The 23,917-nt window shown below is 39.9% G+C and carries 18 protein-coding genes; 10 read left to right on the forward strand and 8 right to left on the reverse strand.

All coding sequences use genetic code 11. The features are described from left to right. Positions 1–92: 92 nt before the first annotated feature. The 9 genes from R2Q84_RS18590 to R2Q84_RS18630 are packed head-to-tail and all read left to right on the forward strand — an operon-like array spanning position 93 to position 9,669. Positions 93–857, forward strand: a complete 765-nt coding sequence (locus tag R2Q84_RS18590) for a DeoR/GlpR family DNA-binding transcription regulator (RefSeq protein ID WP_316818092.1) — start codon at positions 93–95, stop codon at positions 855–857. Between the two features lie 4 nt (positions 858–861). Continuing rightward, positions 862–2,268, forward strand: a complete 1,407-nt coding sequence (locus R2Q84_RS18595; protein ID WP_316818093.1) for an L-fucose/L-arabinose isomerase family protein — start codon at positions 862–864, stop codon at positions 2,266–2,268. Between the two features lie 21 nt (positions 2,269–2,289). After that, the gene (locus tag R2Q84_RS18600; RefSeq protein WP_316818094.1) at positions 2,290–3,114 is read left to right on the forward strand and encodes a transketolase; all 825 of its coding nucleotides are present in this window, start codon (positions 2,290–2,292) and stop codon (positions 3,112–3,114) included. Positions 3,115–3,121: 7 nt separating this feature from the next. Further along, complete coding sequence (locus R2Q84_RS18605) at positions 3,122–4,087, forward strand: transketolase family protein (protein WP_316818095.1); 966 nt, start codon at positions 3,122–3,124, stop codon at positions 4,085–4,087. Positions 4,088–4,132: 45 nt separating this feature from the next. After that, positions 4,133–5,065, forward strand: coding sequence for a D-ribose ABC transporter substrate-binding protein (locus tag R2Q84_RS18610; protein WP_316818096.1), 933 nt, complete (start codon positions 4,133–4,135; stop codon positions 5,063–5,065). Between the two features lie 3 nt (positions 5,066–5,068). Further along, positions 5,069–5,701, forward strand: coding sequence for a DUF2291 domain-containing protein (locus R2Q84_RS18615; RefSeq protein WP_316818097.1), 633 nt, complete (start codon positions 5,069–5,071; stop codon positions 5,699–5,701). Positions 5,702–5,709: 8 nt separating this feature from the next. Beyond that, positions 5,710–7,215: a sugar ABC transporter ATP-binding protein gene (locus tag R2Q84_RS18620; RefSeq protein ID WP_316818098.1), complete on the forward strand. Its 1,506-nt coding sequence runs from the start codon at positions 5,710–5,712 to the stop codon at positions 7,213–7,215. A 1-nt stretch (position 7,216) separates the two neighbouring features. Next, a complete protein-coding gene (locus R2Q84_RS18625) occupies positions 7,217–8,191 on the forward strand; it encodes an ABC transporter permease subunit (RefSeq protein WP_316818099.1) in 975 nt (324 codons plus the stop codon). A 2-nt stretch (positions 8,192–8,193) separates the two neighbouring features. Further along, the gene (locus tag R2Q84_RS18630; RefSeq protein WP_316818100.1) at positions 8,194–9,669 is read left to right on the forward strand and encodes a glycerol kinase GlpK; all 1,476 of its coding nucleotides are present in this window, start codon (positions 8,194–8,196) and stop codon (positions 9,667–9,669) included. Between the two features lie 22 nt (positions 9,670–9,691). Here the strand turns inward: R2Q84_RS18630 and R2Q84_RS18635 are convergent, their stop codons facing one another. The 6 genes from R2Q84_RS18635 to R2Q84_RS18660 form a co-directional block, all read right to left on the reverse strand. Then, positions 9,692–11,362 carry a hypothetical protein gene (locus tag R2Q84_RS18635; protein ID WP_316818101.1) on the reverse strand — a complete coding sequence of 557 codons (1,671 nt, stop codon included), beginning with the start codon at positions 11,360–11,362 and terminating at the stop codon, positions 9,692–9,694. Positions 11,363–11,475: 113 nt separating this feature from the next. Next, positions 11,476–12,435 carry a hypothetical protein gene (locus R2Q84_RS18640; RefSeq protein ID WP_316818102.1) on the reverse strand — a complete coding sequence of 320 codons (960 nt, stop codon included), beginning with the start codon at positions 12,433–12,435 and terminating at the stop codon, positions 11,476–11,478. A 29-nt stretch (positions 12,436–12,464) separates the two neighbouring features. Further along, a complete protein-coding gene (locus R2Q84_RS18645) occupies positions 12,465–14,336 on the reverse strand; it encodes a RagB/SusD family nutrient uptake outer membrane protein (protein ID WP_316818103.1) in 1,872 nt (623 codons plus the stop codon). 8 nt (positions 14,337–14,344) lie between these two features. Continuing rightward, entirely contained in the window at positions 14,345–17,491 is a 3,147-nt protein-coding gene (locus R2Q84_RS18650) for a SusC/RagA family TonB-linked outer membrane protein (RefSeq protein ID WP_316818104.1), read from the reverse strand. 308 nt (positions 17,492–17,799) lie between these two features. Next, positions 17,800–18,486, reverse strand: a complete 687-nt coding sequence (locus R2Q84_RS18655) for a DUF3826 domain-containing protein (protein ID WP_316818105.1) — start codon at positions 18,484–18,486, stop codon at positions 17,800–17,802. A 38-nt stretch (positions 18,487–18,524) separates the two neighbouring features. Continuing rightward, positions 18,525–20,147 (reverse strand): fucose isomerase, encoded by a 1,623-nt coding sequence (locus R2Q84_RS18660; protein WP_316818106.1) that lies wholly within the window; start codon positions 20,145–20,147, stop codon positions 18,525–18,527. 242 nt (positions 20,148–20,389) lie between these two features. Between R2Q84_RS18660 and R2Q84_RS18665 the strand changes: the two genes are divergently transcribed. Next, on the forward strand, positions 20,390–21,262 hold the full coding sequence (locus R2Q84_RS18665; RefSeq protein WP_316818107.1) for an AraC family transcriptional regulator: 873 nt from the start codon (positions 20,390–20,392) through the stop codon (positions 21,260–21,262). A gap of 15 nt (positions 21,263–21,277) precedes the next feature. On the opposite strand, the gene R2Q84_RS18670 is transcribed toward R2Q84_RS18665, so the two are convergent. Further along, entirely contained in the window at positions 21,278–22,210 is a 933-nt protein-coding gene (locus tag R2Q84_RS18670; RefSeq protein ID WP_316818108.1) for a dihydrodipicolinate synthase family protein, read from the reverse strand. Between the two features lie 48 nt (positions 22,211–22,258). Further along, the gene (locus R2Q84_RS18675; protein WP_316818109.1) at positions 22,259–23,842 is read right to left on the reverse strand and encodes a sodium:solute symporter; all 1,584 of its coding nucleotides are present in this window, start codon (positions 23,840–23,842) and stop codon (positions 22,259–22,261) included. Between the last annotated feature and the right edge of the window lie 75 nt (positions 23,843–23,917).

The raw sequence follows: 23,917 nt of genomic DNA on the forward strand, positions 1-23,917 counted from the left end.
TTGTTTATTTTCGATTATCTTCGATTATTAATTATTTTTTGTTTTACTTTGATCATAACCAAATAGTATACACAATACATCAAGGATAAATTATGCTTGCAAATCAACGAAAAGACAAGATACTTGAGCTTTTAAAAGAAGATGGCTCAGCAAAGGTTGTAAGCCTTGCAAAACTGTTCAAAGTAACTGAAGTTACAATCCGGCAAGATCTGGAAAAATTAGAAAAAGAAGGTTTGGTACTTAGGGAGCATGGTGGGGCTTTTCTAAAAAATGTCGAAAATCAAGTTCGTACATTTTCATTGAGCCATCAGGACAACCTGGACAAAAAGGAGCTTATCGCAAAAAAATGCCTGGAATTTATCGAACCTGGCGATACTATTATTCTTGATTCGGGATCGACAACGACTGAAATCGCCAAGAAACTAAAGGGAATTAAAAATTTAACTGTAATCACTAATGCCTTAAACATCGCTTTATTACTGGGCGCGGAACCGGGTATTGAAGTGATCATGACCGGTGGAGAATTTAAACCACCCACCCTATCCCTAACTGGACAAAAAGCCGCCGATTTCTTTAACGGGCTTAACGTACATAAACTCTTTCTTGCGACAGCCGGACTTTCTCTTAAAGCTGGATTAACTTATCCGAGTATCAGCGACTTAGTGGTAAAAAGGGCTATGATCAATTCGGCAGAAACCACTTACCTGGTAGCCGATTCAACAAAAATAGGAAAGAGTTCTTTTGCCAGTCTCGGCGCTTTATCACTGATCGACTACATCATTACGGATGCCGGCATACAGGAAAAATACAAGAATTTGTTAAATGAAAACGAAATAGAACTAATCATAGCAGATTAATTTGATGGAAAAACAAACAACACTAGGCGTAATTATTGGCAACAGGGATTTTTTCCCTGACCGGTTGGTGGCTGATGCAAGAGCAGAAATTTTGAAAGAACTGGAGAAGCTGAACATCAAGCCTATACTTTTGGAGGATTGGCAATCGAAACTTGGGGGTGTGGAAACCTTTCATGATGCACAAAAATGTGCTGAACTGTTTAAACAACATCGCGAAGAGATTACAGGTGTTTTGGTTGTGTTGCCCAATTTTGGTGATGAAAGAGGTGTTGCAGAAACGTTAAAACTCTCCCAATTGAATGTTCCGGTCTTAATTCAGGCCTATCCGGATGATCTGGATAAACTGGATGTTGCAAGAAGAAGAGATTCCTGGTGTGGTAAAATTTCCGTTTGTAATAATTTATACCAGTTTGGCATTAAGTACACATTAACGACAAAACATGTTGTCCATCCATCTGATCCTTCATTTACTGAAGATCTTAAAAATTTCGTCGCGGTATGCAGGGTTGTAAAAGGCCTTAGAAATGTACGCATTGGTGCCATTGGCGCAAGACCAGGAGGTTTTAATACTGTTCGCTACAGTGAAAAAATACTACAGCGTCACGGTATCTCAGTGGTTACTGCCGACCTTTCTGAAATTCTTGGCAGTGCGAATAAACTAACCAAAGATGACCAATCGGTTAAGGACCACCTGGAAAGGATCCATAATTATGCACCATCAGGTGCTACCCCACCCGAGGCATTGATTCAGATCGCTAAACTTGATGTAGTGCTAAATGAATTTATGAAGACCCATTCGCTGGATGCAACTGCTATTCAATGCTGGACTTCCCTCCAACAAAACTATGGTTGTAATGTATGTACGTCGATGAGTATTATGAGCGAAAACATGCTTCCAAGTGCTTGCGAAGTTGATGTAACCGGCACATTAACCATGTACGCCATGCAACTTGCCTCAGGTTCGCCTAGTGCATTGGTAGATTGGAACAACAATTACGCAGCTGATGACGAAAAGTGCGTGTTATTTCACTGCGGAAACTGGGCAAAATCATTCCTACCTGATATACAAATCAGCAATGCCCCTATTTTAGGCACCACTGTAGGTGTTGAAAATACTTACGGCGCTTTGGATGGTCGTACACCCGCGATGCCACTTACCTACGGAAGAATTAGTACGGATGATACCCGTGGAGTAATCAAAGCCTATTTCGGCGAAGGAGAACTGACCGATGATGCCCTGAATACCTTTGGCAACAGAGCTGTAGCAAAAATTCACAACCTACAGGGATTGATGCAATATGTTTGCAGAAACGGTTTTGAGCACCATGTGGTGATGAATGCATCGAAAAGTGGGGCCATACTGAAAGAAGCTTTTGAAAATTATATGGGATGGGAAATTTATGAACATTAACCAATGTTTTGATTTAAAACTATGACAGACAAAGACCTTAAAGCAAAATCACTAGACTACCGGAAAAAGATACTGAAATACATTTTCGGAGCGAAGGCCGGTCATACTGGAGGAAGCCTATCCTGCATAGACATTCTGAATGTGCTTTATAATGACATTATGAATGTAAGCCCGTCCACTATAAAATCTCCCGACAGAGACCGTTACATTCAAAGCAAAGGACATTGTGTAGAAGCACTGTTTGTGGTTCTGGCCGACAAAGGTTTTTTCCCGGAGTCGGATCTGGAGACCTTATGTAAATATAAATCACATTATATCGGACACCCTACGAAAAAGGTTAATGGCATTGAACAAAATACAGGTGCCTTAGGTCATGGATTACCTTTAAGTGTAGGGACCGCCCTTGCTGCAAAGCTTGACGACAAAAGCTATAAAGTTTTCACCTTGCTGGGCGATGGAGAGCTACCTGAAGGTTCTAACTGGGAAGCCGCTTTAACTGCTGCCCATTACAAACTGGATAACCTCTGTGCCATTATCGACCACAATAAGCTTCAGATTACCGGCAAAACAACTGATGTATGCAACACCGATCCGATAGATCAAAAATTTGAGAGTTTCGGCTGGGCTGTTAAGCATGTCGACGGCCATAATCATGCACAACTAAAAGAGGTCCTGGCAAGTATACCTTTTGAAACAAACAAACCCAGTATGATCATTGCGCATACCATCAAAGGGAAAGGCATCAGCTATATGGAGAATCAGATCAAATGGCATCATGGCGTACCTTCTGAACAGCAATACGAATCTGCTTTGCAGGAATTAGACAGCACGTTGGCTTCAATATAAACTAAATATGGTGGAAACAGTTGTAAATAGAAGAATGGAAACCGGCCGGGCAAACCTTGAAGTTTTTTCAGAAGTACTTCAAAATCTCGCTCAGACCGACAAAGATATTATTGTGGTAACCAGTGATTCCAGGGGTTCGGGAAAGCTAGTGCCTTTTGGGGACAAATTCCCTAAACAGATCATTGAGATCGGCATCGCAGAACAAAATCTGGTGGGCGTTGCAGCGGGAATTGCCTCTACGGGAAAAAAAGTATTTGCCGTATCGCCAGCATGCTTCCTTACTGCCAGGTCATTCGAGCAAATTAAGAATGATGTAGCTTATTCAGACAACCCGGTTAACCTCATCGGTATCAGCGCCGGGGTAAGTTATGGTGCTTTGGGATCCACACACCACAGTCTACATGATTACGCTGCTTTGAGGGCTGTAAATAACCTCATTATTGTTGCTCCGGCAGACAATTATGAAACCGAGCAAGCAATTATCCACGCTGCATCCTTAAACCAACCGGTTTATATCAGGTTTGGCAAAAAGAACATGCCCTACCTGGTAGAAAATGGTACTGATTTTCAATTTGGAAAAGGAAGAATTATTAAAGAAGGAACTGATCTGACCATTATTGGAACTGGAGAAACTGTATTCCCGGCACTACAGGCGGCAGAAAAACTTCAGTCTGAATACGGCATTCAGGCCGCAGTATTGAGTATGCATACCATCAAACCACTGGATTACGACTTAATTTCAAAATTCGCTGAGACGGGCAAGCCCATTATCACCGTCGAAGAACATAGTATTTACGGTGGATTGGGTGAAGCCTGCGCCTCCTTTTTAATGGAAAACAATTACAGAAATCGTTTTAAAATTATGGGTATCCCGGATGAATATACGGTAACAGGTTCCCAGAATGAGATATTTAACCACTATGAAATCTCTGAACAAGGAATTCTGACAGCCGCAATGAAGCTATTGAGCTGATAAAAACCAAAAACACAACCTAACCAAATATAATCCTGTAAACTTATGAAGAGAATTTATGTATTCTTTTTAATGCTGTCATTGCTAACAATAAGCTCCTGCAGAAACAAAAATACAGCTGATGAACCTAAAAAAATTGCTGTAATTGTATCTACCTTAAATAATCCCTGGTTCGTGGTGTTAGCGGAAACCGCTGCTGCAAAAGCAAGATCATTAGGTTACGAAGCAAAAATATTTGATTCTCAAAACAATACAGCACTTGAAGCTGATCATTTTGAAAATGTAATTAGCTCTGGATATAACGCCATTTTGTTTAATCCTACTGATGCTGATGGCTCAATCGCCAATGTATCTAAAGCCAAAACTGCAAACGTTCCAGTGTTTTGTATGGATAGAGAGATCAACTCTACCAAATCTGCTACTTCTCAAATTCTGTCTGATAGTTATTCCGGTTGCATTGCCATTGGCAAATATTTTGTAAAACGACTAAATAAGACAGGTAAATATGTTGAAATACTGGGCCTTGTGGGCGACAACAATACCTGGGCCCGCTCCAAGGGTTTCCACAGTGTGGTTGATCATTATCCGGGATTAAAAATGGTTGCTCAGCAAAGTGCTGATTTCGACAGAAATAAAGCTATGGAAGTTCTTGAATCTGTTTTACAGGCTAACCCAGATATTGATGCAGTTTTTTGTGGGAATGATGCCATGGCAATGGGTGCCTACCAGGCGCTGTATGCGGCAGGAAAAGCCAATCATGTCCAGGTATTTGGCTTCGACGGCGCTGATGATGCCCTCCGGTCTATAAATGAAAACAAAATTAAGGCAACCGGAATGCAATATCCTAAAATTATGGCAGAAACCGCAGCGCTGTATGCCCAGGAGTACTTTAAGGGCAAACGCGATTTCCCACAAAAAGTACCGGTAGCTGTTGAACTGGTAACAGCCGAAAATGTTAAAAATTACATTTCAAACTAAGTTATGAAGCAGTTTTTAAAATATCTTTTTATAGTTGTTGCTATTCTTTTTGTTGGTTATCATTCTGTGTATTTCAAAAAACTCAATGAAATGCAGGCCTCTACTTCAACCGGAAAAATAAATATAGCTACCTATACCAGGTCATTCTGGAATCAAAAACTAATTCCTTCCTTAAACAAAAGTCTGCCTTTTGGTGAATTGATTGAGCTGCTTAAAGCCGATCCTAAAAAAGCCTTTAAAGAAAAAGGTAATGCTTTGGGGATTGGAGACTTGAAGTACTTTATGATTAAGGGAGAGGGTAAAGTTGAAAACATCAACGAAAATGAGACCACAGTATCTGTTCAAACGAACTCGCAGCATATTTCAGTACGTATAGCGACTGAATATGTATTTGGAAATGCGGTTAGAGATGCTTCCGGATTAATCAGTATGAATGAATTTGACAATACATCAGATTTCAACGAGATTTCCGCAGGAATAAATAAGCTCATCAGAGAAGAGGTATTACCCGACTTTAAGAAGAATGTTAAAGCCGGTGATCGTATCCAGTTTATCGGTGCTATTGAGCTAAACAGTAAGTTTCTTAAACTAAGTGATATAGAAGTTACACCCGTACAATTAAGAATACTTAAATAAGAGTCAACATGCTGGTTGTAGAAAATATAAGTAAAAGTTTCGCTGGGGTCAAAGCACTTGATCAGATTAACCTGGACGTTCATGCGGGTCAGGTAACAGCTATTATTGGCGAAAATGGTGCAGGGAAATCGACATTGATGAAAATTCTGTCGGGCGTATATCCTGATTACGAGGGAAAAATCATTTTTAAAGGCAAAACTGTTAATTTTTCAAACCCAAAACAAGCACAAGCATTGGGCATTTCAATTATTCATCAGGAGTTAAACCTCATCCCCTATTTGAGTATTACGGAAAATATATTCTTAGGTCGCGAGCTGACCACCTCCTGGGGAGAGCTGGATAAAAAAAGAATGCGGCTAAAAACGCAGGAATTGTTAAACCGCTTAAAACTTAATGTTGATCCCGACACTTTGATTATCGACATTAAAGTCGGGCAACAGCAGGTCGTGGAAATTGCAAAGGCTTTGCTTACAGAATCGGAAGTTATTATTATGGACGAGCCGACCTCTGCTATAAGTGACAATGAAGTAAAAATTCTATTTGAAATCATTAAGGACCTGCGAAAAGAACATAAAGCCATTGTCTATATTTCCCACAAATTAGATGAGCTGTTTAAAATTGCCGACAGGTATGTAATTCTAAGAGATGGAAAAGTAATAGAATGTGGCGATATTGACGAGATCAGTCCTGATGATGTTATTCATAAAATGGTCGGCAGAGAAATTAACCTGATCAGAAAACAAAGCTCGGCGTTAAGTGAGGAAGATTTATTCAGTGCAAAGGACTTTTGTCTAAAACACCCGAATAAGAAAAATGAATATTTACTCAAAAACATATCCTTCAGTCTAAAAAAAGGAGAAATCTTGGGGATATTCGGATTGATGGGCGCTGGAAGAACAGAATTATTGGAAGCAATTTTTGGAATTCATCCGAAATCGGTTACCGGTGAACTAAAGATTGAAGGGAATACGATTTCAATTGCCACAGCCGCTGAAGCCATAAAGGCAGGCCTCGCTTTAGTTCCCGAAGACAGGAAGAAAGACGGTCTTTTATTGGGGCTTGACGTTCAACAGAACATTGGGATTACTACACTAAAAGAGATGGAAAACCTGGGATTGCTGGAAGTACGGAAAGAAACCCAGTTAAGCGACAAGTACCGGGCTGAACTTAAGATTAAAACATCTTCGGGGAAACAAGTGGCAGGCGACTTAAGCGGTGGTAATCAGCAAAAAATTGTAATCGCCAAATGGCTGGCTACAAATCCAAAAATATTTCTGTTAGACGAGCCTACCCGCGGCATCGATATAAACGCAAAAAATGAGATCTACAAGCTTATTCTGGCCCTTGCTGACAAAGGAATGGGAATCATTATGGTGTCATCAGAACTTCCGGAGATCTTAGCCGTATCGGACCGGGTGATGGTGATGTCGGAGGGAAATATTACTGCACAAATCCCTATTGGTGAAGCCAATGAAGCATGTATTTTAAAAGCAGCAATTCCTAAATCAATTTAAAATGGACTTAAAACTATATAAACCTTATTTTATAAAATTCCAGTCATTAATAGCCTTATTTATGCTATGTCTGTTGATCAGTATAGTATCGGATAAGTTCCTTACGCTATCTAACGGATGGAATGTAATGCGGCAAATTTCGGTTAACATTTGTATTTCCGTAGGCATGACCCTGGTCGTGTTAACTGCTGGAATAGATTTATCGGTAGGATCTGTACTGGCCTTGTGCGGAGCGCTAACAGCGGGACTTCTAAAAAATGGCATTGCGGTGCCTGAATTCAATCTTTATGTAGGCTTCACCATTGTTGGTGCAATGTTGGCCGGGATCCTTGCAGGAACCTCTTTGGGGGCATTTAACGGCTGGGCAATTACAAAATTCAAAGTCCCCTCTTTTATCGCAACGCTTGCCATGTTGACCATTGCCAGAGGTTTAACATTACTGTATACACAAGGCTTCCCTATTTCAGGCCTGGGCGATCAGTTCTCTTATCTCGGTACAGGCTGGTTACTTGGTATTCCTGTTCCGGTATGGATTTCTGCAATTGTAGTAGTTGCCGCTGTGATCCTGACTACAAAAACAAGGTTAGGAAGGTATATCTATGCTATCGGTGGTAATGAAAATGCTTCCAGATTATCGGGAATCAATATTAGCAAGGTTAAAATCATTGTATATTCCATTGCTGGTGCCCTGGCAGCCGTTGGTGGACTCATTGTTACATCCCGACTGGATTCTGCGCAACCTAATGCAGGTAATAGCTACGAACTGGATTCCATTGCTGCTGTTGTTATAGGAGGCACTTCGTTGTCAGGCGGCAAAGGCACCATCATGGGAACAGTACTTGGTGCTATCATCATAGGGGTTTTAAACAACGGACTGGTTCTGTTAAATGTTTCTCCATTCTGGCAACAAGTTGTAAAAGGAGCTGTTATTTTATTAGCGGTAATTATTGACAAATCGAACTCCAAAAATAACTAAGCATGCGCTATGTATTATCAATAGATCAAGGGACAAGCAGTACTAAAACGCTCCTGTTTGATGAATACGGTAAAGTATTCGCCAAAGGATCAGTCCCGCTAAAAAGTATCTTTTACGGAGATGGTTTTGTGGAACAGGATCCTGAGGAGATTTACCAGAATGTATTGCATTCTTTAACATCCTGCTTAGCAGATTTTAAATCAAAGGGAGGCAGTTTGACCGAAATACAAACCTCCGGCATTTCTAACCAAAGGGAAACCTTTGTGATATGGGATGATCAGGGTATACCACTGCACAATGCTATTGTATGGCAGTGCAAGCGCTCGGTAGAGATTTGCAATAAACTATCCGGTTATGGATTGACTGAAATGATCAAAGCAAAAACCGGATTAATAATCGACCCTTATTTTTCCGGGACAAAGCTGATCTGGTTGTATCAACATGACGAAAAAATCAAAAAAGCCATTGATAGTGGAAAAGCTTATTTTGGCACTATTGATACCTGGTTGCTGTACAAGCTAACTGATGGTAAATCTTATTTTACAGATTACACCAATGCTTCCAGAACGCTGTTTTTTAATCTCAGTTCCCTAACCTGGGACCGGGAATTGCTGGACATTTTTGAGCTCTCCACATTAAACCTTCCTTCCATTAAACCATCGTCCTGTTTTTTCGGAACAACTGATTTTAACAAACTGATGCCAGCTGAGCTGTCTGTTACTGCAATGATCGGTGATTCCCATGCTGCTGCCTTTGGTGAAGGTTGTTTCAGTACCGGAACTGCAAAAGCAACCCTGGGCACAGGATGTTCCATTCTGATGAATATCGGCCCGGAACTCCAATCTTCCGGCAGCGGGATGATCAGCACTATTTGCTGGAGCACAGAAGATCAAATCGCTTATGCACTGGAAGGTGTAATCGTTTCCTGTGGATCTACCATCGAATGGCTTAAAAATGAACTGAACCTTTTTTCAAGCAATGCGGAAACAGAAAGTATGGCCAGATCTGTAGCGGACAATAACGGTGTTTACCTGGTCCCGGCTTTCAGTGGCCTCGGAGCCCCCTATTGGCAAATGAACCGAAAAGCCGAAATCAGCGGGCTCAGTTTTGGCGCCAATAAAAACCATATTGTAAGGGCTGCACTGGAGTCGGTTCCTTACCAGATTAAAGATGTGGTGGCCGCTATGGAAAAAGATACGGGTATAGCATTGGCTGGATTGATGGTAAATGGTGGGATGACCGGCAATGGCTTTGTACTGCAATTCATGGCCGATCTGCTGAACAAAAATGTTTCTAATATGGGAATGCCCGATGTATCGGCATTGGGCGTGGCTTACCTGGCAGGATTAAAAACAGGCTTTTTTAAGAGTATAGCTCAGTTGGAAACATTAAATTCAGAGAAGACAACACTTCAACCTGTTAAAGATAAGACCAAAATTAACCTGGCCTACAATGGCTGGAAAAATGCGATAACATGACTTCTCCAGGTTATAATCTCGTTCATAAAGATCTGTCTTTTAAAACATCTCTATTGAGTTTAACCTGTACCTTTCCCATTGGATGAAACCTCTTTTTAAGATCAATAGCAGCATAAACAATGGTAAATATGTCATTCCCTTCATCTATTAAACACATTGGTGTTCGCATAATGTCCCACCATTTTTTGACTTTGGTTTCGATTGGCAGATAAGCAGCTTCCGACCAGTTGTAACCGTCCTTTGATAAGGAATAACCGATCATATTAGGTAAATGATGTCCCCAGCCTTCCGGTCCTCCATCAAAAATGGTGATATAGCATTCTTCTGACAGCTTGTAAACTATAGGATTTTCGATAAACCATGGATGAATGGTTTTGATCGGGTTTATTGTAGTATCCATTCGTGTCCATGGGCCCTCCATAGATTGCGACTTCGCCAAACCAACAAACCATCCTTTACCCGGTTTATCCGGATAATCCTTAATGGATTTATAGGGGTAAGCACCACCATAAAATGCCAGCCATTCGTTATGACCAATCTGATAAGGGAAAAAGGAATCTACTCCCTGTCTGCCTTCCCACAATTGCGTATCAAGACCTGGCTCCATAATAATTACACCTTCTTTATATGGACCGCCTATTCCCGTCCTACCCGGGGTTTCAGATTCTGTTCTCCAAATCCTGCCAAATGAATGATTGGGAGATATTTCCTTATCTACTGTATACGCTAAATAGTAACCATACCATTTATTAGCCTTTTCGTTAAACACAGGCATGTACGACCATATAGCTCCCCTCCTGTCGTTTAACGGATTATCGTCATGCGTAACAGAATAAGTTCCGCTTGCCTGGTAAATGGTAGAAACTCTTTTCCAGTTTACAGCATCCTTGCTTGTCCAATGTCCTATCCTTGTTTTAACACGGTCATAAACATAGTCTTTTCCTTTTTCCCCGGCACGTTCAGTAGGAAACATATGGTAGACTCCCTCAATCTTAACACAAACACCTCCTTCAAATCCACCGTATATATCTTCTGTTCCATCCATTCCCTCATCCAAAACAGGCTTATCCAAACCACCGACAATTTCAAACAATGCCTTTTTCGAAGCAAAACCGTCAATATAGAAAGGCTCCCATAGTCGTCCATCCGGACAGCCGGCATCCTGCCCGGTGAAATTGGTTATTGAAGATACCGCACCCAGGATCATAAAAAGATTATCAGTCCATTTTAAGTCGTGTACCCCTTTCTTATACCTAACAGCGTACACATCAACAGCCGGCAAACCCGTTATACTGATTGCATTTTTAATAATCGGAGTTTTCTTCAATTCGTCATGACCAAAATTGATTGCACTTAATGAAGATGATGTTATAACAGCCGATGAATCTCTGAAAATTCCGATTAATAGATAACACTGACTATTCGTTGTAAACTTTAACGTTCCACCTTTTACAAGGTTGCTGGTTAGCGGCATCTTAACTGCTTCCAATCCATTTATTTGCTTACTAATCCTTGCAACGCTGTTTTTAGCGTCAGAAAAGACATTCACAAATTCTGACAATTTCACTGTAGTGTAATGTTCTCCAATTAGCTTGTACAAAGGTTTTTGAGCATCAACCTGTTCAATACACAATGAGTGGAGGAATACAAACAGCAATAAAGTACGGAAGGTTCTTTTACAAAAAATTTTCATTGGTATATATTTTGTCTTTTATCGGTTATGAAGCTATCATAAGCGTATTCAGTACATTTTGTGAGCGATCAAAAAAGGCTGCACCTTTCGGTAGCAGCCTTTAACACACACAATTAATTTTGAACTTTCACGTTGATCGAACAAAAGACCTTACCTTGCAAATCAGCGGTGATCTGTTTAAAATGAATAGCCCCATATTTCCCCTCCGGGGTTTTAAAATAGACCACAGAACCGGGCCGGATTGCATTGCCCGGAGCTCTGGCTGTTTCTGTCAAATTGATAGTTTTCGTTAATGCCGTGGTTTCAATGGCAGAAGACGAGGTTAAGTTGTTATTGAATACATTTGTCTCACTTAACTGGTTGCTAAACAAAGTTGTTCTCTTCGTCCAGGTGCTGATATCATTAATATCGAAAAACAGCGGATTGGCACTCAGTGAATACAAATGATAAAAATACCCTCCTGTTGCATTTGAATTAGTTCCAGTAAGATCCTGCGTTCTATACACGCCAAAGTCAATGTCGGCAGAAACATCCTTTCCATTTTGGTAACTGAAACTCTGTCCCAATTTTACAGAATAATAACACGGTTGTACTTTAGCCGTAGTATCGGGCAAGTACACCCTTCTGTTCGCGATTAGCGTAAAACCTGGAGTTACATTAAATACAACAAATTTATAACCGTCTCCAATGTATTGAGCCTGCTTGTTCAATGCATATACACGATATTTATTCTCACCTGCACGTGTTGCCTTTAGCTTATAAACACCTGAGTAGGAACGTTTGTCTGCTCCATCCGGGATTGGAATCTGTAGAACAGGTGTTTCCTGCCCTTCCCTTCTAATACATACAGCAGACATATCGTCTTTTGCCGAATTAATAGTAAAATCTATGTAAACGCTATCCCCATCATTTACCTGCTTGTAATCAACCACGCTGAAAGGATGATCACCTTTAAATGATACCGATACATCATTAAACATATTATAGATGTTTGGTGCTTCTTTTTTACAGGCGCCAAAAGAAAGCGCGAGGGCTACCAATACATAAGCTATTTTAAATCTTTTTATTTTCATCTTAAATTTTTCTAATTAAAACAACCTGACTATTTTAACGGATCAAAAGTTCCTCCAGCCCAGCCAATTGTAGCTTGAAGTAATGGACTTGAATACATAAAATCGTTGTGGAAAGTATAAAAATAGTGGTATTCAGGAATACTGAATGAGCCTATACCAGATGGAGTTAGTACAGTGTTCTTAAAGAAATGGGTATAGGTGCTTTTCTTGTTAAAATCTAATGTATCCCTTCTTAAAAGTGCAGAATTAGTCGGATTAACAGATTCAAGACTCGCCCTGTCTCCGGATCTTTGCAGTTCAATCCGAATGGTTTGGATCGTACCAGATAGTAAGTGCCATTTCCTCAACCTTCTCAGATCAGAATTACGCTTATTTTCAAAAGCAAACTCTATCATTCTTTCATTAGTAATGAATTCGCGCATATCGGCCGTACCACTAACATTTTCTAAACCAAAATCACGTGGGTTTGTACCCTTGCCCAAACCTGCTCTCATTCTAACTTTTCCCACCAAAGTTTTTGCAAGACCAAGGTCACTTGTTTCATTTGCACATTCCGCGTAACTCAAAATCACTTCAGCAAAACGCAAGTCAATCCAGTCCATACCATTACCTCCAAGGTTATTGGAATAAGCAACAGCACCAGATGCGATAGATGGGATAGAGAATTTTCGACAATACACGCCATAATTTGCAGTTTCACCTGTTGCATTTACATAATTCCATTGTCTTCGGTTTGTTTTACCACTAAGCGGCCACAGGCTTCCGTTATAAGCGAAAGTAGCCTCAAACCTTGGATCTCTGTTTTGCCAGAACATAGTTGCATCATAGGTCACATTTCCTTTGTTCGCACCGGTATAACTAATTGCATTACCATCGCTCATGGGATAGGCATTCAATAACTGTAAAGTAGGTATAAATGCAGCATTGGAAGAACCACCTTCAGTATTGGGTCTAACTTTATTCTCCGTATTATGGCCTCTTCTTTCTACAGTTGAAGAATAAGTGCGTACAAATATCGCTTCTTTGTTCTGTGTTCCTTCCAATAAAAATATGTCTGCATAGTTAGGTACAAGATCACGCCCATTCGTGGTACACATATCATAAGCTGCCTTGTTGGCCTGTAAAGCGGTCTGCCATCTTGATTGGTCATTTCCTGGATTAAATTGTGGGCTGGCCCAGTACAATAGCACCTTAGCTTTCAAACAAGTTGCAATTTCGACTGAAATTCTACCTCTACCATCACTATCTCCCCAGGTAGTACCTTGTAAATTCTCAATCGCGAGATCCAGATCTTTAACAATCTGGTCGAAACATTCCTTCGCGCTGGCTCTTCCACCTACATTTAATGTACCAGGGCTTTGAGGTGTCAACACGAGCGGTACACCACCATAAACTTTCACGAGCTCGAAATAATTTAAAGCCCTCAACGCATAATACTGACCAATAAATCTCTTTTTTATTGCATCTGGCATTGTACCCGCAGGTATATTAACAATGCCATTATTACAGCGCGCGATATCGAAATACCGGTTATCACCAAAGTTGTTCCCCTGGTATTTGTTACCCACAAACCTGACATCGTTGTTTGCTAAAAAGCCTTGCACTCCCAATGCTGCTTTTGCCCAGGTATCATTACCTGAAAAATAATTTTCGTCACTTGCCAGATGAATTGGGTAACGGTCATAAGTATCCTGATGAGGAAAACGAGGTGTAGACATATCGTAAGTCTCCCTCAAATGCATTTCTACAGCACCTTCGGTACTCCATATCGCTGCATCAATTCCGCTTCTGTCTTCCAACAGGAAAAATTCATCTTTATTGACACATGCGGTAAGGAACGTTGTAGCAGCCAAAAAAAACAATGACTTTTTTAGGATGTTTTTATATTTCTTAATCATCATTTCAAATATTATAAGTTAACACTTAAGCCTAATGAGATTGTCCGGATTGTTGGATAATCATAAGCACTTGACGTATATGGATCCTTGTATTTTAAAGGATTTACAATGGTCCATAAATTATTTCCAGTAGCAAGTATCCTTGCACCACCAACACCTAAAATTCTTGCAATTTTTTCAGGGACTTTATACGCCAATGTCATATTATTGATCCTGATCATCGTGCCGTCTACAGCCCAGAAAGTTGAATTAATACCTATAGACGGATCATCATATCTCGGCATTTTACCTTGCGTCGGATTTTCAGGTGTCCAGCGATCTCTCCAAATGGTTAATACATTTGTTGTGGGTGTCGCCGAGGTCACCGCTCTGCTATCGTAAAATACTTTCCCACCAAACCGGGCATTAATATTCGTGCTTAAGCTTAACGATTTATAGCCAAGGTTCAAATTAATGCCTGTACTTAAAAATGCGTTTGTATGCTTAAACATAGGTACCATATCCGCTTCACTAATTAAACCATCTTTATTGGTATCCTCGTATACAAGCCATCCAACTTCCGGAAGGTTTCCTCTGAAGTTGTAATTTGGATTTGCTAAAATAAAAGCGTCCACTTCTTGTTGAGTTCTCAACATACCTTTCGCAATTAATCCTATATTACTACTACTGTATTTCCTTGGATCTAATCCACTTGTGATGATATCTTCTCCAATATTGATAACCAATTCATTTGGATTATAGAGTTCCCGGTAAACCACAGAATTACCAAACCCAAAGTTCATACTTGTATTTAATTTCAGATCTTTTGTAAGATTTGCATTATATCCGATATTAAACTCAGATCCCCAGTTGTATACTTCTCTGTAATTTACGGTTGCACCTTTAAATCCTGCATACATTGGATACAATTTATCGACCCCACCATCAAATCCATCATAAGTAAAGTTCCTGAAAACTTCTACACCAAGATCCAGTCTGCTGTTAAATAGTGAAGCTTCAAAACCAGCATTGAACGTTTGCTTTTTTTCCCATGTGATTCCCGGGTTAGGAAGTACGGCTGGATTTAAACCGATGCCATTATTAGACCCAAATAGGTAACCATCATTTAAGCCGATAGCATATCTTTCCTGCCAAAGTCTGGCAGCCACGCGATCATCACCAGTAATTCCATAATTAAACTTGAATTTCAAAAAGTTAACAAACTTAACGTTGTCTTTAAAGAAGTTTTCATGGCTAATAATCCATCCAAGTCCGACACTTCCTGAAGGGCCCCACCTGTTTCCTGTAGCAAAATTTGAAGATGCATCAAGACGGCCTACCGCCTCGAATAAATACTTTTTGTTAAAATCATAACTAAAACGACCGAAAAACGAACGTTTGGTTGCTTCCGATACAGAACGCTGAGGTACTCCAATTTTGTTTAAGTCAAAAGCCCAGGGATCGTCAACAAGTGGAACAAGCTGTCCCACCCAAGTATTCGATTGAGTTTCACCATAAGATACTGTTTGTTCAGCACCTGCTGTCAGATCCATCGTATGGAGACCAATTACTTTATTGTATTGAAGTGTAAGAAATCCCTGATAACTGTTCGATGTACTTTGTCCGGCCCGGGTTTCAGCATTCTCTTTAGTTACTACTGATTCAATTGCCTTACTGGGATCGGGAAGATTGCTATAGAATTTTCCACCTCTGCCAAATGTTGCAAACCTATATACATCATAAGGTGCTTTATATAATCTGTTTCTATTTGATGATCCACCTTGCGAAATCTGGAATTTTGCAGTTAATCCTTTCACAAACGCAGGCTGATAACTCAGATTAGCATTGATACGATAGCCAAAACCTTTTCGGTGATCATAATAACCTGAATTCAAAAGTGCTAAAGGATTTACTATGTTATTAAAAAACACAGGCTTTCCTTCTATGCTAATAGGTACCCATCCAGGCGTTGTAATAATTGTCCTAAAAAAATCCGCATCATTTTCCTTGCCTAAATCATTATTTGCTATATTGATATTTTGATCGACATTAAAAGCAATATCAGCTTTCAACCCAGGTAATATTGTAGCACTTAAACCACTTCTTAAGGTATATTTATCTATTTTTAAACCTTTGTAATTACCATTCTCATTTTGATAGCTTCCACCAGCGAAAAATGTTACCTTGTCGCTACCACCTGAAACGCTAAGATTGTGTTTCTGGGTAGCAGAAGCCTGCCACAACTCATCATACCAACTCTTATAGTTTAAATTTTTCAGATATTCCATGTCCTCTGGAGAAAATGAATCACTAAATGGTTTATTTCCGATACCAATCCCCTCATTTAAAAGCATTGCGTGCTCATAAGTTGACATCATTTCAGGAAGCGTAGCGGCATCAGAAACACCTAAATAACCGTTGTAACTTAGGTTTATTTTGCCCGCCTTACCGCGTTTTGTAGTTACCAATACAACACCTTTAGCAGCTGCCGCACCATAAATGGCAGCAGAAGCATCTTTTAAGATGGTTATGGTTTCGACCATCGAAGCATCCAGGTTATCAAAAGCCTCGCTGTCGGGCATGGAAATACCGTCAATGATATAAAGCGGTTCAGCTGTTGCCCCTATCCCACTTCCCTGCGCACTAGTCGTTGAGTTCCGAACATTTAAACTTATACCTGCCCCCGGCTTTCCCGACACCTGGCTTACGCCCAAACCTGCGATTCTGTTTCTTAAAGCGCCGGCAAGATTAGGTGCTGGAATATCCATCAGCTCAGCTCCGGTTATTGTCGCTACTGCGCCTAATATCTCATCCTTCTTCTTCGTTCCGTAACCGACAGATATGATTTCCACTTCTTTCAGGCTCGCATCATCCTGAGCCAATGAAATATGTAAAGTAGTTTGTCCGGCCAACGGTACTGTTTTTCTTATGAAACCAATGTAAGAGAATACCAATGCATCGGTTGCCGGATCGGCCTGAATGGTATAAATACCATCCGCATTCGTTGATACGTTACTGGGTTTACCTTTAACGCTGACATTAACGCCGGGCATTGGCCCACCGTCACTGGCATCAGTAACTTTACCTGTGATTTTCTTTGTTTGCGCATACGAAGAGGCACAAAAAAGCAAGGATAATAGGAATATCCCTTTTAACATTCGTAAAAGTTTGAAATTCATACTTGGTTTATTGATTTATAATTTGGTTTATTGGTGTATAACAATCCCACCTTATAAAGATGGTCTCTATTAAACAATTGGTATTAGGTCGTTGAGTGCGTTATTGTTTCGGTTTAAAGTAAGTTTTTAATCAAATCAGGCTGGCTTATGTTAGTTAATAATCGATTTTCTTAATATTCTGATGGAATACAAAAGACCCGTTACCAATAGTTACTTCATCAGTAACGGGAATTTTCTAACCAAATAAAGAACTTTTGAGAGCGTCTATCTAACCAAAGAATGATAATCCTTTTTCCGTGTACTATTTTTTATTTAATTGCTTGTGCAGCTGACTTTCTGCGCAATTCCCAGTCTTTTCCTTCTTTTTTCAAATCGTAACCTGCAGCAGAAAGATAATTATTGATTCTTCCTTTGTACTTACCAAACCAGGCATGTTTTTTATCAGAAGACTCCGCATCCATTGCATGCTCACGTGCTTCGGTTAACCAAATCAGAATTTGCTTTTTCTGCTCATCGTTGAGCGTTAATATCTGTTCCTGATAGGCTTTGTAAGTGATAGGCAATACACCATAAGTCATTCCATTCTTCACCTGATCTACCTGCTCAGGAGTCAACTGCCCAGACAACTTAGAAAGGTATTTTTTATGTAGCTTAGCTAATTTAGCCTCTGTTTTCTCAGCTTCTGTAGCTTTAGCAGCCTCTAATGCAGTTTTATTCTCAGCATGAGTTTCTTTTGTCCTTTTTAAATTCGCATCACGCTCAGCATAAATATCGTTCAGGTTGCTATATTGATCGCGAATGATGTTGCTAACTTTTTGCTGTTTACCAGCATCATCTATATGAAGAACAGCTGCGATTTTATCGGAACGCTGGATGATCATCTTTACATAAGCAGCTTTTTCGTTTTCAACATGTCCGGGAGCTACATTATTCTGAGCGAATAAGCTGGCTGTACCTGAGAGCATCAAAGTCAGTAATAGATAAACACGCTTCATAATTTATAGATTTGGTTAGTATTTTATTAAAATATTTATCAGGCTTTCAGGTTTACATCTCCACAGAAATGCACCTTAATTCCCATTTCATCCAAGGCTGCGGCTTTAATACGACAAGCTTTGTGCGCTGTAGCTTCATCATCCGTGTACACCACATGAATGTGATTCGCTTTATGTCTGCTCATCAACTGGTCCCGGCTAACACCGTTTAAAACAGCATTCATAATCGGCCATTCAGGTGTCGTATCATTCCAGCGTTTGTAGGTTTCTTCTTCCGGTAGGGCAACAACCTCGCCCACACCTAAATCACAATGTAATGCATTATCCATCACATAAATCCGACTCCAAACAATTGAACCTGGTTTACTAATTCCTTTAAGCGTCCCTCCGCCTAAACGAAAATACATAGCTGGTTGTCTGTCACTTCCAGCACCTTCATATCCGCCAATAAAATGCGCAGCAGGTGCCGCACCAGAAATCAGGAACAACCATACAAAATCATCAATTCCCGCTCCTTTATAATGTGCACCCCAACGAATGTCGTGTAAAGTATTCTCGCCCGACATCCCAAGTTCCTGCCATAAATTATAAGTCAGCAATGCATCAATTCCCGCACATTCATCCACTTCATTGAAATGAGGTAATGCTTTTCCAGCATACAACTCTGTTCCTTTTTCAGAAAATACCGGTGGCCGATCAGCATTATTTAATAAACCCTCTACCAGGTCGCTCGCTACAGTAAGGTCTTTTAATCCTTGTTGGTATTGTATACCTATAGTATCACAGCCAAATTCATCCGCGATGCGGACTGAAGCAATGTACATTTTGCATTGCTCTAGTGTTTGTTCTCTGGTTAGTTCAGTTTCCTGGTTGGCACCCCAGTTAAACTTCATTCCTTTATTCAATAACCAATCTAAAACTGCAGTAGCTTCAGTATCATTTACACGCAGCATGGCAGCATATAGTGCCGACTGACTTAATCTTTCTTTAAAAAAACCTGTTGGATGGAGTAATTCATCAGGTACAATGGCATTATACATACCCATGCAACCTTCGTCAAAAACCCCCATAATTACTTTTCTCTCTTTTAGTTTCCGCGCAAAGCTTCTGCCTTGCTCTTCTTCAGTAAAAGGAAGTTTATGAAGTGCCATACTTTTTACATGACACATATCGTGACTGATCTTTCCCGTAGTCAGCCACTCATTCAAACCATCAACAAAGAAATCATCGTTAAACTGTTCAGACCATAAAGTACTGTATGCAACACCTGCCTTGGTTAAACAACCGTTTAAATTGAGCATACCTACCAGGCCAGGCCACTGTCCGCTCCAATTGGCAACCGTAAGGATAGGTCCTTTATGTGTAGTTAAGCCTGCAAATACATGGTGTGAATATTGCCAGACACTTTCAGCAACAATTAAAGGTTGTTCAGGATTGATATTACGGAACACATCCATCCCCATTCTTTGAGAATCAATAAAGCCGTGTTTTTTACTGGCATCATAAGGATGGGCACGCTTAACTGTCCAGCCCAGTTTAGTAATTGCCTTAGTCAGATCGTTCTCCATTTGCGATTGTGCTGCCCAGCAATTCTGATTTGCTGACAGCCTTAAATCTCCACTAGAAACCAATAAAATTTCCTTGTTTACCCGTTGTTTCATGATTTATTACTGAACAAATTATTCATATAAAAATAACTTGTCGGTTTATAATTTGGTTATTTGCTATTACTATCTATACAAAACTCAACAATAGCATTTATCATTTACTGATGCTTATTAGCAAATTATTGTAGGATATTATCACAAAATATAATAATTATAGCTACTTTGCGTATATGATTTGCTAAATCACCATTTCAAATAATTAAATATAAATATAATATTCAAATATAAAAACAAAAATGAAGCCGCATTTTCATAAAATACCAAGTACATTACAGAGCTCATTTAGCATTCGTCATGATATAAAACCAGACTTCGGAAACATCTGGCATTACCATCCGGAACTTGAACTTCACTACACCATCAAAGGTGAAGGTGTACGGTTTATTGGCGACAACATCAGTAATTTTACGCCTGGGGAAATGATCCTGCTTGGAGAAAATCTACCACATACCTGGCGGTGTAAGGACGAGTATTTCCAGAACAATCCGGATTTAAATGTAGAGGCTATGGTCATACAATTTCTGCCCGACTGTCTGGGGAAACATTTATTGAACCTACCCGAAGCCTACCTGATTCCCAAGTTATTTGAAAAAGCAAAAAGCGGAATGGTAATCACTGGTAAAACGAAGGATAAACTGGCAGAACTGATGAAGTCGGCTATTGAGGCAACTAACCTTGACCGCATCATTATCCTGCTTAGCATTTTAAAAACCCTGGCAGAAACGGAGGAATTTGAGACGGTAGTAACCGGAAAGAATACATTTTATCAAAGTAACGAGTCGGAAACACTGCGTATTAACAAAATCTGTACTTATACGATGACCAATTATAAAAACGATATAACGCTGGAAGAGATTGCTTCTTTAAGCAACCTTAGTATTACATCCTTTTGCAGATATTTTAAACTGATGACCAAGAAGACTTATTATGACTTTCTGATAGAAATCCGTGTAAGTCACGCCTGTCGCTTTTTAATTGAGAACAAACTGCCTACAGAAATGATCTGCTTTGACTGTGGTTTCAACAATGTATCTAACTTTTACAGACACTTTAAAAAGGTAACGGGCATGACTCCTCTGGATTATAAACGAAAGTATTTAAATGAATAATTTTAACGTTGGTAACTAAAATACTGCAATATTCAAATCGTTCCTTAGCACATTATAATTGCTGTATAAGCTTTCAATGTCTTTTACAATGGCATTATTGAATATGCCTACGTCTCTCCTGGTAAAAGTGGAAATATTTAAACCTCTTTTTTGCAAAAAGTACTTAGAAACAACTGGATATACATTATGCATAACATCCATATTGTCGATCAGAAACCGCTGTACCCTTTTAACTTCTTCCTCCAACTGCGGATCATTGTAATTATCGCATAACCAAACAATTAGTTCAGGAAAATAATTCCCTTGTATACAGGATAAGCCTGCTGACCCTGCTTTCAGTGAATCTACCGCATGTACCATGTAAGCATCATACAAGCCAAATTTGTTGTATCCTTCGGTCACTTTTAGCTTTTGTTTGATCTGTTCCAGATCCAGACAAGTATCTTTATGATAAATCACCCTTCCACTTTCCACAAACGACTTCAGTTGCCATGCATCCAATGTCCTTTTGTATGGTACCGGGCACTCATAAAAGCCCATTGCTATCCCCGGCGTCTGATCAAACAATTCAAATACACGCTGATTAAATAAATGATCTGTGTCTTGCTCTTCGGCTAATAAACCAGCAATCATAATTACAGCTTCTGTTCCCAGATCATTTACCCTTTTAACAAAATCTGCTTGTTTATCGATAGCCCCGCCAAAGGTTCCGGTAGCGACTACAGGAACAGTTCCATTTGCTACTTTTATGACATGACTGATCACCTTTAAGCGTTCTTCATCCGTAAGCTCAAACATTTCACTTGAAAGACAGTTCGCGAACAAGCCCTTTGCCCCAGCCTGCAAATACACTTCCGTAAGCTGTGTAAGTGCGTTATAATCTATCTCTCCGTTGCCCAAAAAAGGCGTAAGCATGACCGGGATGAACCCTTTTTGTGAGTTTTCCATTTTATATTCTCTAATAAATTTTTATATAATGTATTCTATATGACCGGCTTAAACCGGAAAGCTGTCATCAGCAGTTTTTAAGTTCTTGTTTTTCAATTTTGTTAAGAAAACGCCCACCAGGAAGATGCTTAGCGTGCCTATTACAATGATCATATTTTTGTTCAGGGAATTGCGAAGAAACTCGTACTGCTCTGGCAAATGGGATGAAAACGTCATCCAGATAATCACTACAATGCCAATCATTGTCGCAATGAATGCTTCGTGATTTTTCGTCTGCCTGCTGGCTATACCCAATAAAAATAACCCCAGCATACCTGCGGCAAAGATACCCGACAACTCCCACCATACATCAAGGATACTCTTCACGCCAATCATCGCAATACCTGCACCCATCCCCAGTAAACCAAACACTACTGTAGAAATATGCAACAGGGAAAGGTTCTGCTTTTCTGTTATACCAGGCTTAAAATATCTCTTATAAATATCAACCGTAAAAACGGTAGCAGAAGAGTTCATGCCCGAGCTAATGGTACTCATAGCTGCTGAAAGAATCGCCGACACAATCAGACCAACTAAACCTGCAGGTATTTTGGTTACCATAAAGTGCGGCATAATCTTATCTCCATAATCTGCAGGCTGCAATGATTTTTCCAGTGTAGCAATTTCTGCCGCTGAAGCATTCAAAGGCAAACGTTCGACCGCCACCTGGTGTTTTATCGTTTCAATCAAATCAGGGTTCACTTCGTAATAAGCATACAAAGCCGAACCTATAATGAAGAACATCAGCGAAGCGGGCACATATAACCATACACATAGCCAGATAGACTTAGCAGCAGCTTTTGAGGAGGATGCAGTATGGTAACGCTGTACATAATTCTGATCCATACCAAAGTTGTTCAAATTGATAAAGAACCCATACAACAGTACGACCCAAAAAGAAGAACTGATAAAATCGGGAGAAAAACTACCCAAGCTAAACTTATCATCAGCTTTACCAATTTCAATTACCTTAGCTACACCACCGGGCATATTGGTAATGATCAGATAAAGAATTAATAAGGCACCAAAGGTTTTTACTACCGCCTGCACAACTTCTGTCCAGATCACAGCTTCTATACCCCCAAGTACCGTATAGATGATGATACAAATCCCCATCACCAACATGATCATTTGCATGGAGTAACCGGTTAGGGCTTGTAAACTAAGTGCAATACCAAAAAAGATAGAACCCATACGGGCCAGCTGGGTAAGTAAAAAGCAGACTACAGCATATGTTCTTGCCCAGGCGCCAAAACGATGTTCAAGATGTGTATACGCAGATATCTCACCGGTACCACGGTAAAAAGGCACAAAGTATTTAGAAGCTACCCAAGCGGCCAGTGGCATGGAAAGACTGAATACAAAAGCATTCCAGTTTCCGCCAAAAGCCTTACCTGGCACACCTAAAAAGGTATTGCTACTTAAAAATGTAGCATAAATAGACATCCCGATTGCCCAGCCCGGTATAAGGCCTGATGCTTTGGTAAATTGTTCTGAATTTTTGTTGTTACGGGAAAAGTAAATTCCCACCAATATCATCCCTATCAGGTAAATGACTATTATAACAAGATCGAAAATAGGGAGACCCTTCATTTGGCGATTAGCTGGTTTATAAATTGGTTAAAGCAAATATCAACTTGCAGGTATCTATATTAATATAATATTTTC

The organism is Pedobacter nyackensis, assembly GCF_032678475.1.
Taxonomy (GTDB): Bacteria; Bacteroidota; Bacteroidia; order Sphingobacteriales; family Sphingobacteriaceae; genus Pedobacter; species Pedobacter nyackensis_A.

What these genes read in the sequence shown, in the direction of transcription:
- R2Q84_RS18650 (WP_316818104.1), bottom strand. Translation starts at nt 17,491, where the DNA reads ATGAATTTCAAACTTTTACGAATGTTAAAAGGGATATTCCTATTATCC.
- R2Q84_RS18655 (WP_316818105.1), bottom strand. Translation starts at nt 18,486, where the DNA reads ATGAAGCGTGTTTATCTATTACTGACTTTGATGCTCTCAGGTACAGCC.
- R2Q84_RS18640 (WP_316818102.1), bottom strand. Translation starts at nt 12,435, where the DNA reads ATGAAAATAAAAAGATTTAAAATAGCTTATGTATTGGTAGCCCTCGCG.
- R2Q84_RS18675 (WP_316818109.1), bottom strand. Translation starts at nt 23,842, where the DNA reads ATGAAGGGTCTCCCTATTTTCGATCTTGTTATAATAGTCATTTACCTG.
- R2Q84_RS18590 (WP_316818092.1), top strand. Translation starts at nt 93, where the DNA reads ATGCTTGCAAATCAACGAAAAGACAAGATACTTGAGCTTTTAAAAGAA.
- R2Q84_RS18610 (WP_316818096.1), top strand. Translation starts at nt 4,133, where the DNA reads ATGAAGAGAATTTATGTATTCTTTTTAATGCTGTCATTGCTAACAATA.
- R2Q84_RS18645 (WP_316818103.1), bottom strand. Translation starts at nt 14,336, where the DNA reads ATGATGATTAAGAAATATAAAAACATCCTAAAAAAGTCATTGTTTTTT.
- R2Q84_RS18615 (WP_316818097.1), top strand. Translation starts at nt 5,069, where the DNA reads ATGAAGCAGTTTTTAAAATATCTTTTTATAGTTGTTGCTATTCTTTTT.
- R2Q84_RS18670 (WP_316818108.1), bottom strand. Translation starts at nt 22,210, where the DNA reads ATGGAAAACTCACAAAAAGGGTTCATCCCGGTCATGCTTACGCCTTTT.
- R2Q84_RS18660 (WP_316818106.1), bottom strand. Translation starts at nt 20,147, where the DNA reads ATGAAACAACGGGTAAACAAGGAAATTTTATTGGTTTCTAGTGGAGAT.
- R2Q84_RS18665 (WP_316818107.1), top strand. Translation starts at nt 20,390, where the DNA reads ATGAAGCCGCATTTTCATAAAATACCAAGTACATTACAGAGCTCATTT.
- R2Q84_RS18635 (WP_316818101.1), bottom strand. Translation starts at nt 11,362, where the DNA reads ATGAAAATTTTTTGTAAAAGAACCTTCCGTACTTTATTGCTGTTTGTA.
- R2Q84_RS18630 (WP_316818100.1), top strand. Translation starts at nt 8,194, where the DNA reads ATGCGCTATGTATTATCAATAGATCAAGGGACAAGCAGTACTAAAACG.
- R2Q84_RS18620 (WP_316818098.1), top strand. Translation starts at nt 5,710, where the DNA reads ATGCTGGTTGTAGAAAATATAAGTAAAAGTTTCGCTGGGGTCAAAGCA.
- R2Q84_RS18595 (WP_316818093.1), top strand. Translation starts at nt 862, where the DNA reads ATGGAAAAACAAACAACACTAGGCGTAATTATTGGCAACAGGGATTTT.
- R2Q84_RS18625 (WP_316818099.1), top strand. Translation starts at nt 7,217, where the DNA reads ATGGACTTAAAACTATATAAACCTTATTTTATAAAATTCCAGTCATTA.
- R2Q84_RS18600 (WP_316818094.1), top strand. Translation starts at nt 2,290, where the DNA reads ATGACAGACAAAGACCTTAAAGCAAAATCACTAGACTACCGGAAAAAG.
- R2Q84_RS18605 (WP_316818095.1), top strand. Translation starts at nt 3,122, where the DNA reads ATGGTGGAAACAGTTGTAAATAGAAGAATGGAAACCGGCCGGGCAAAC.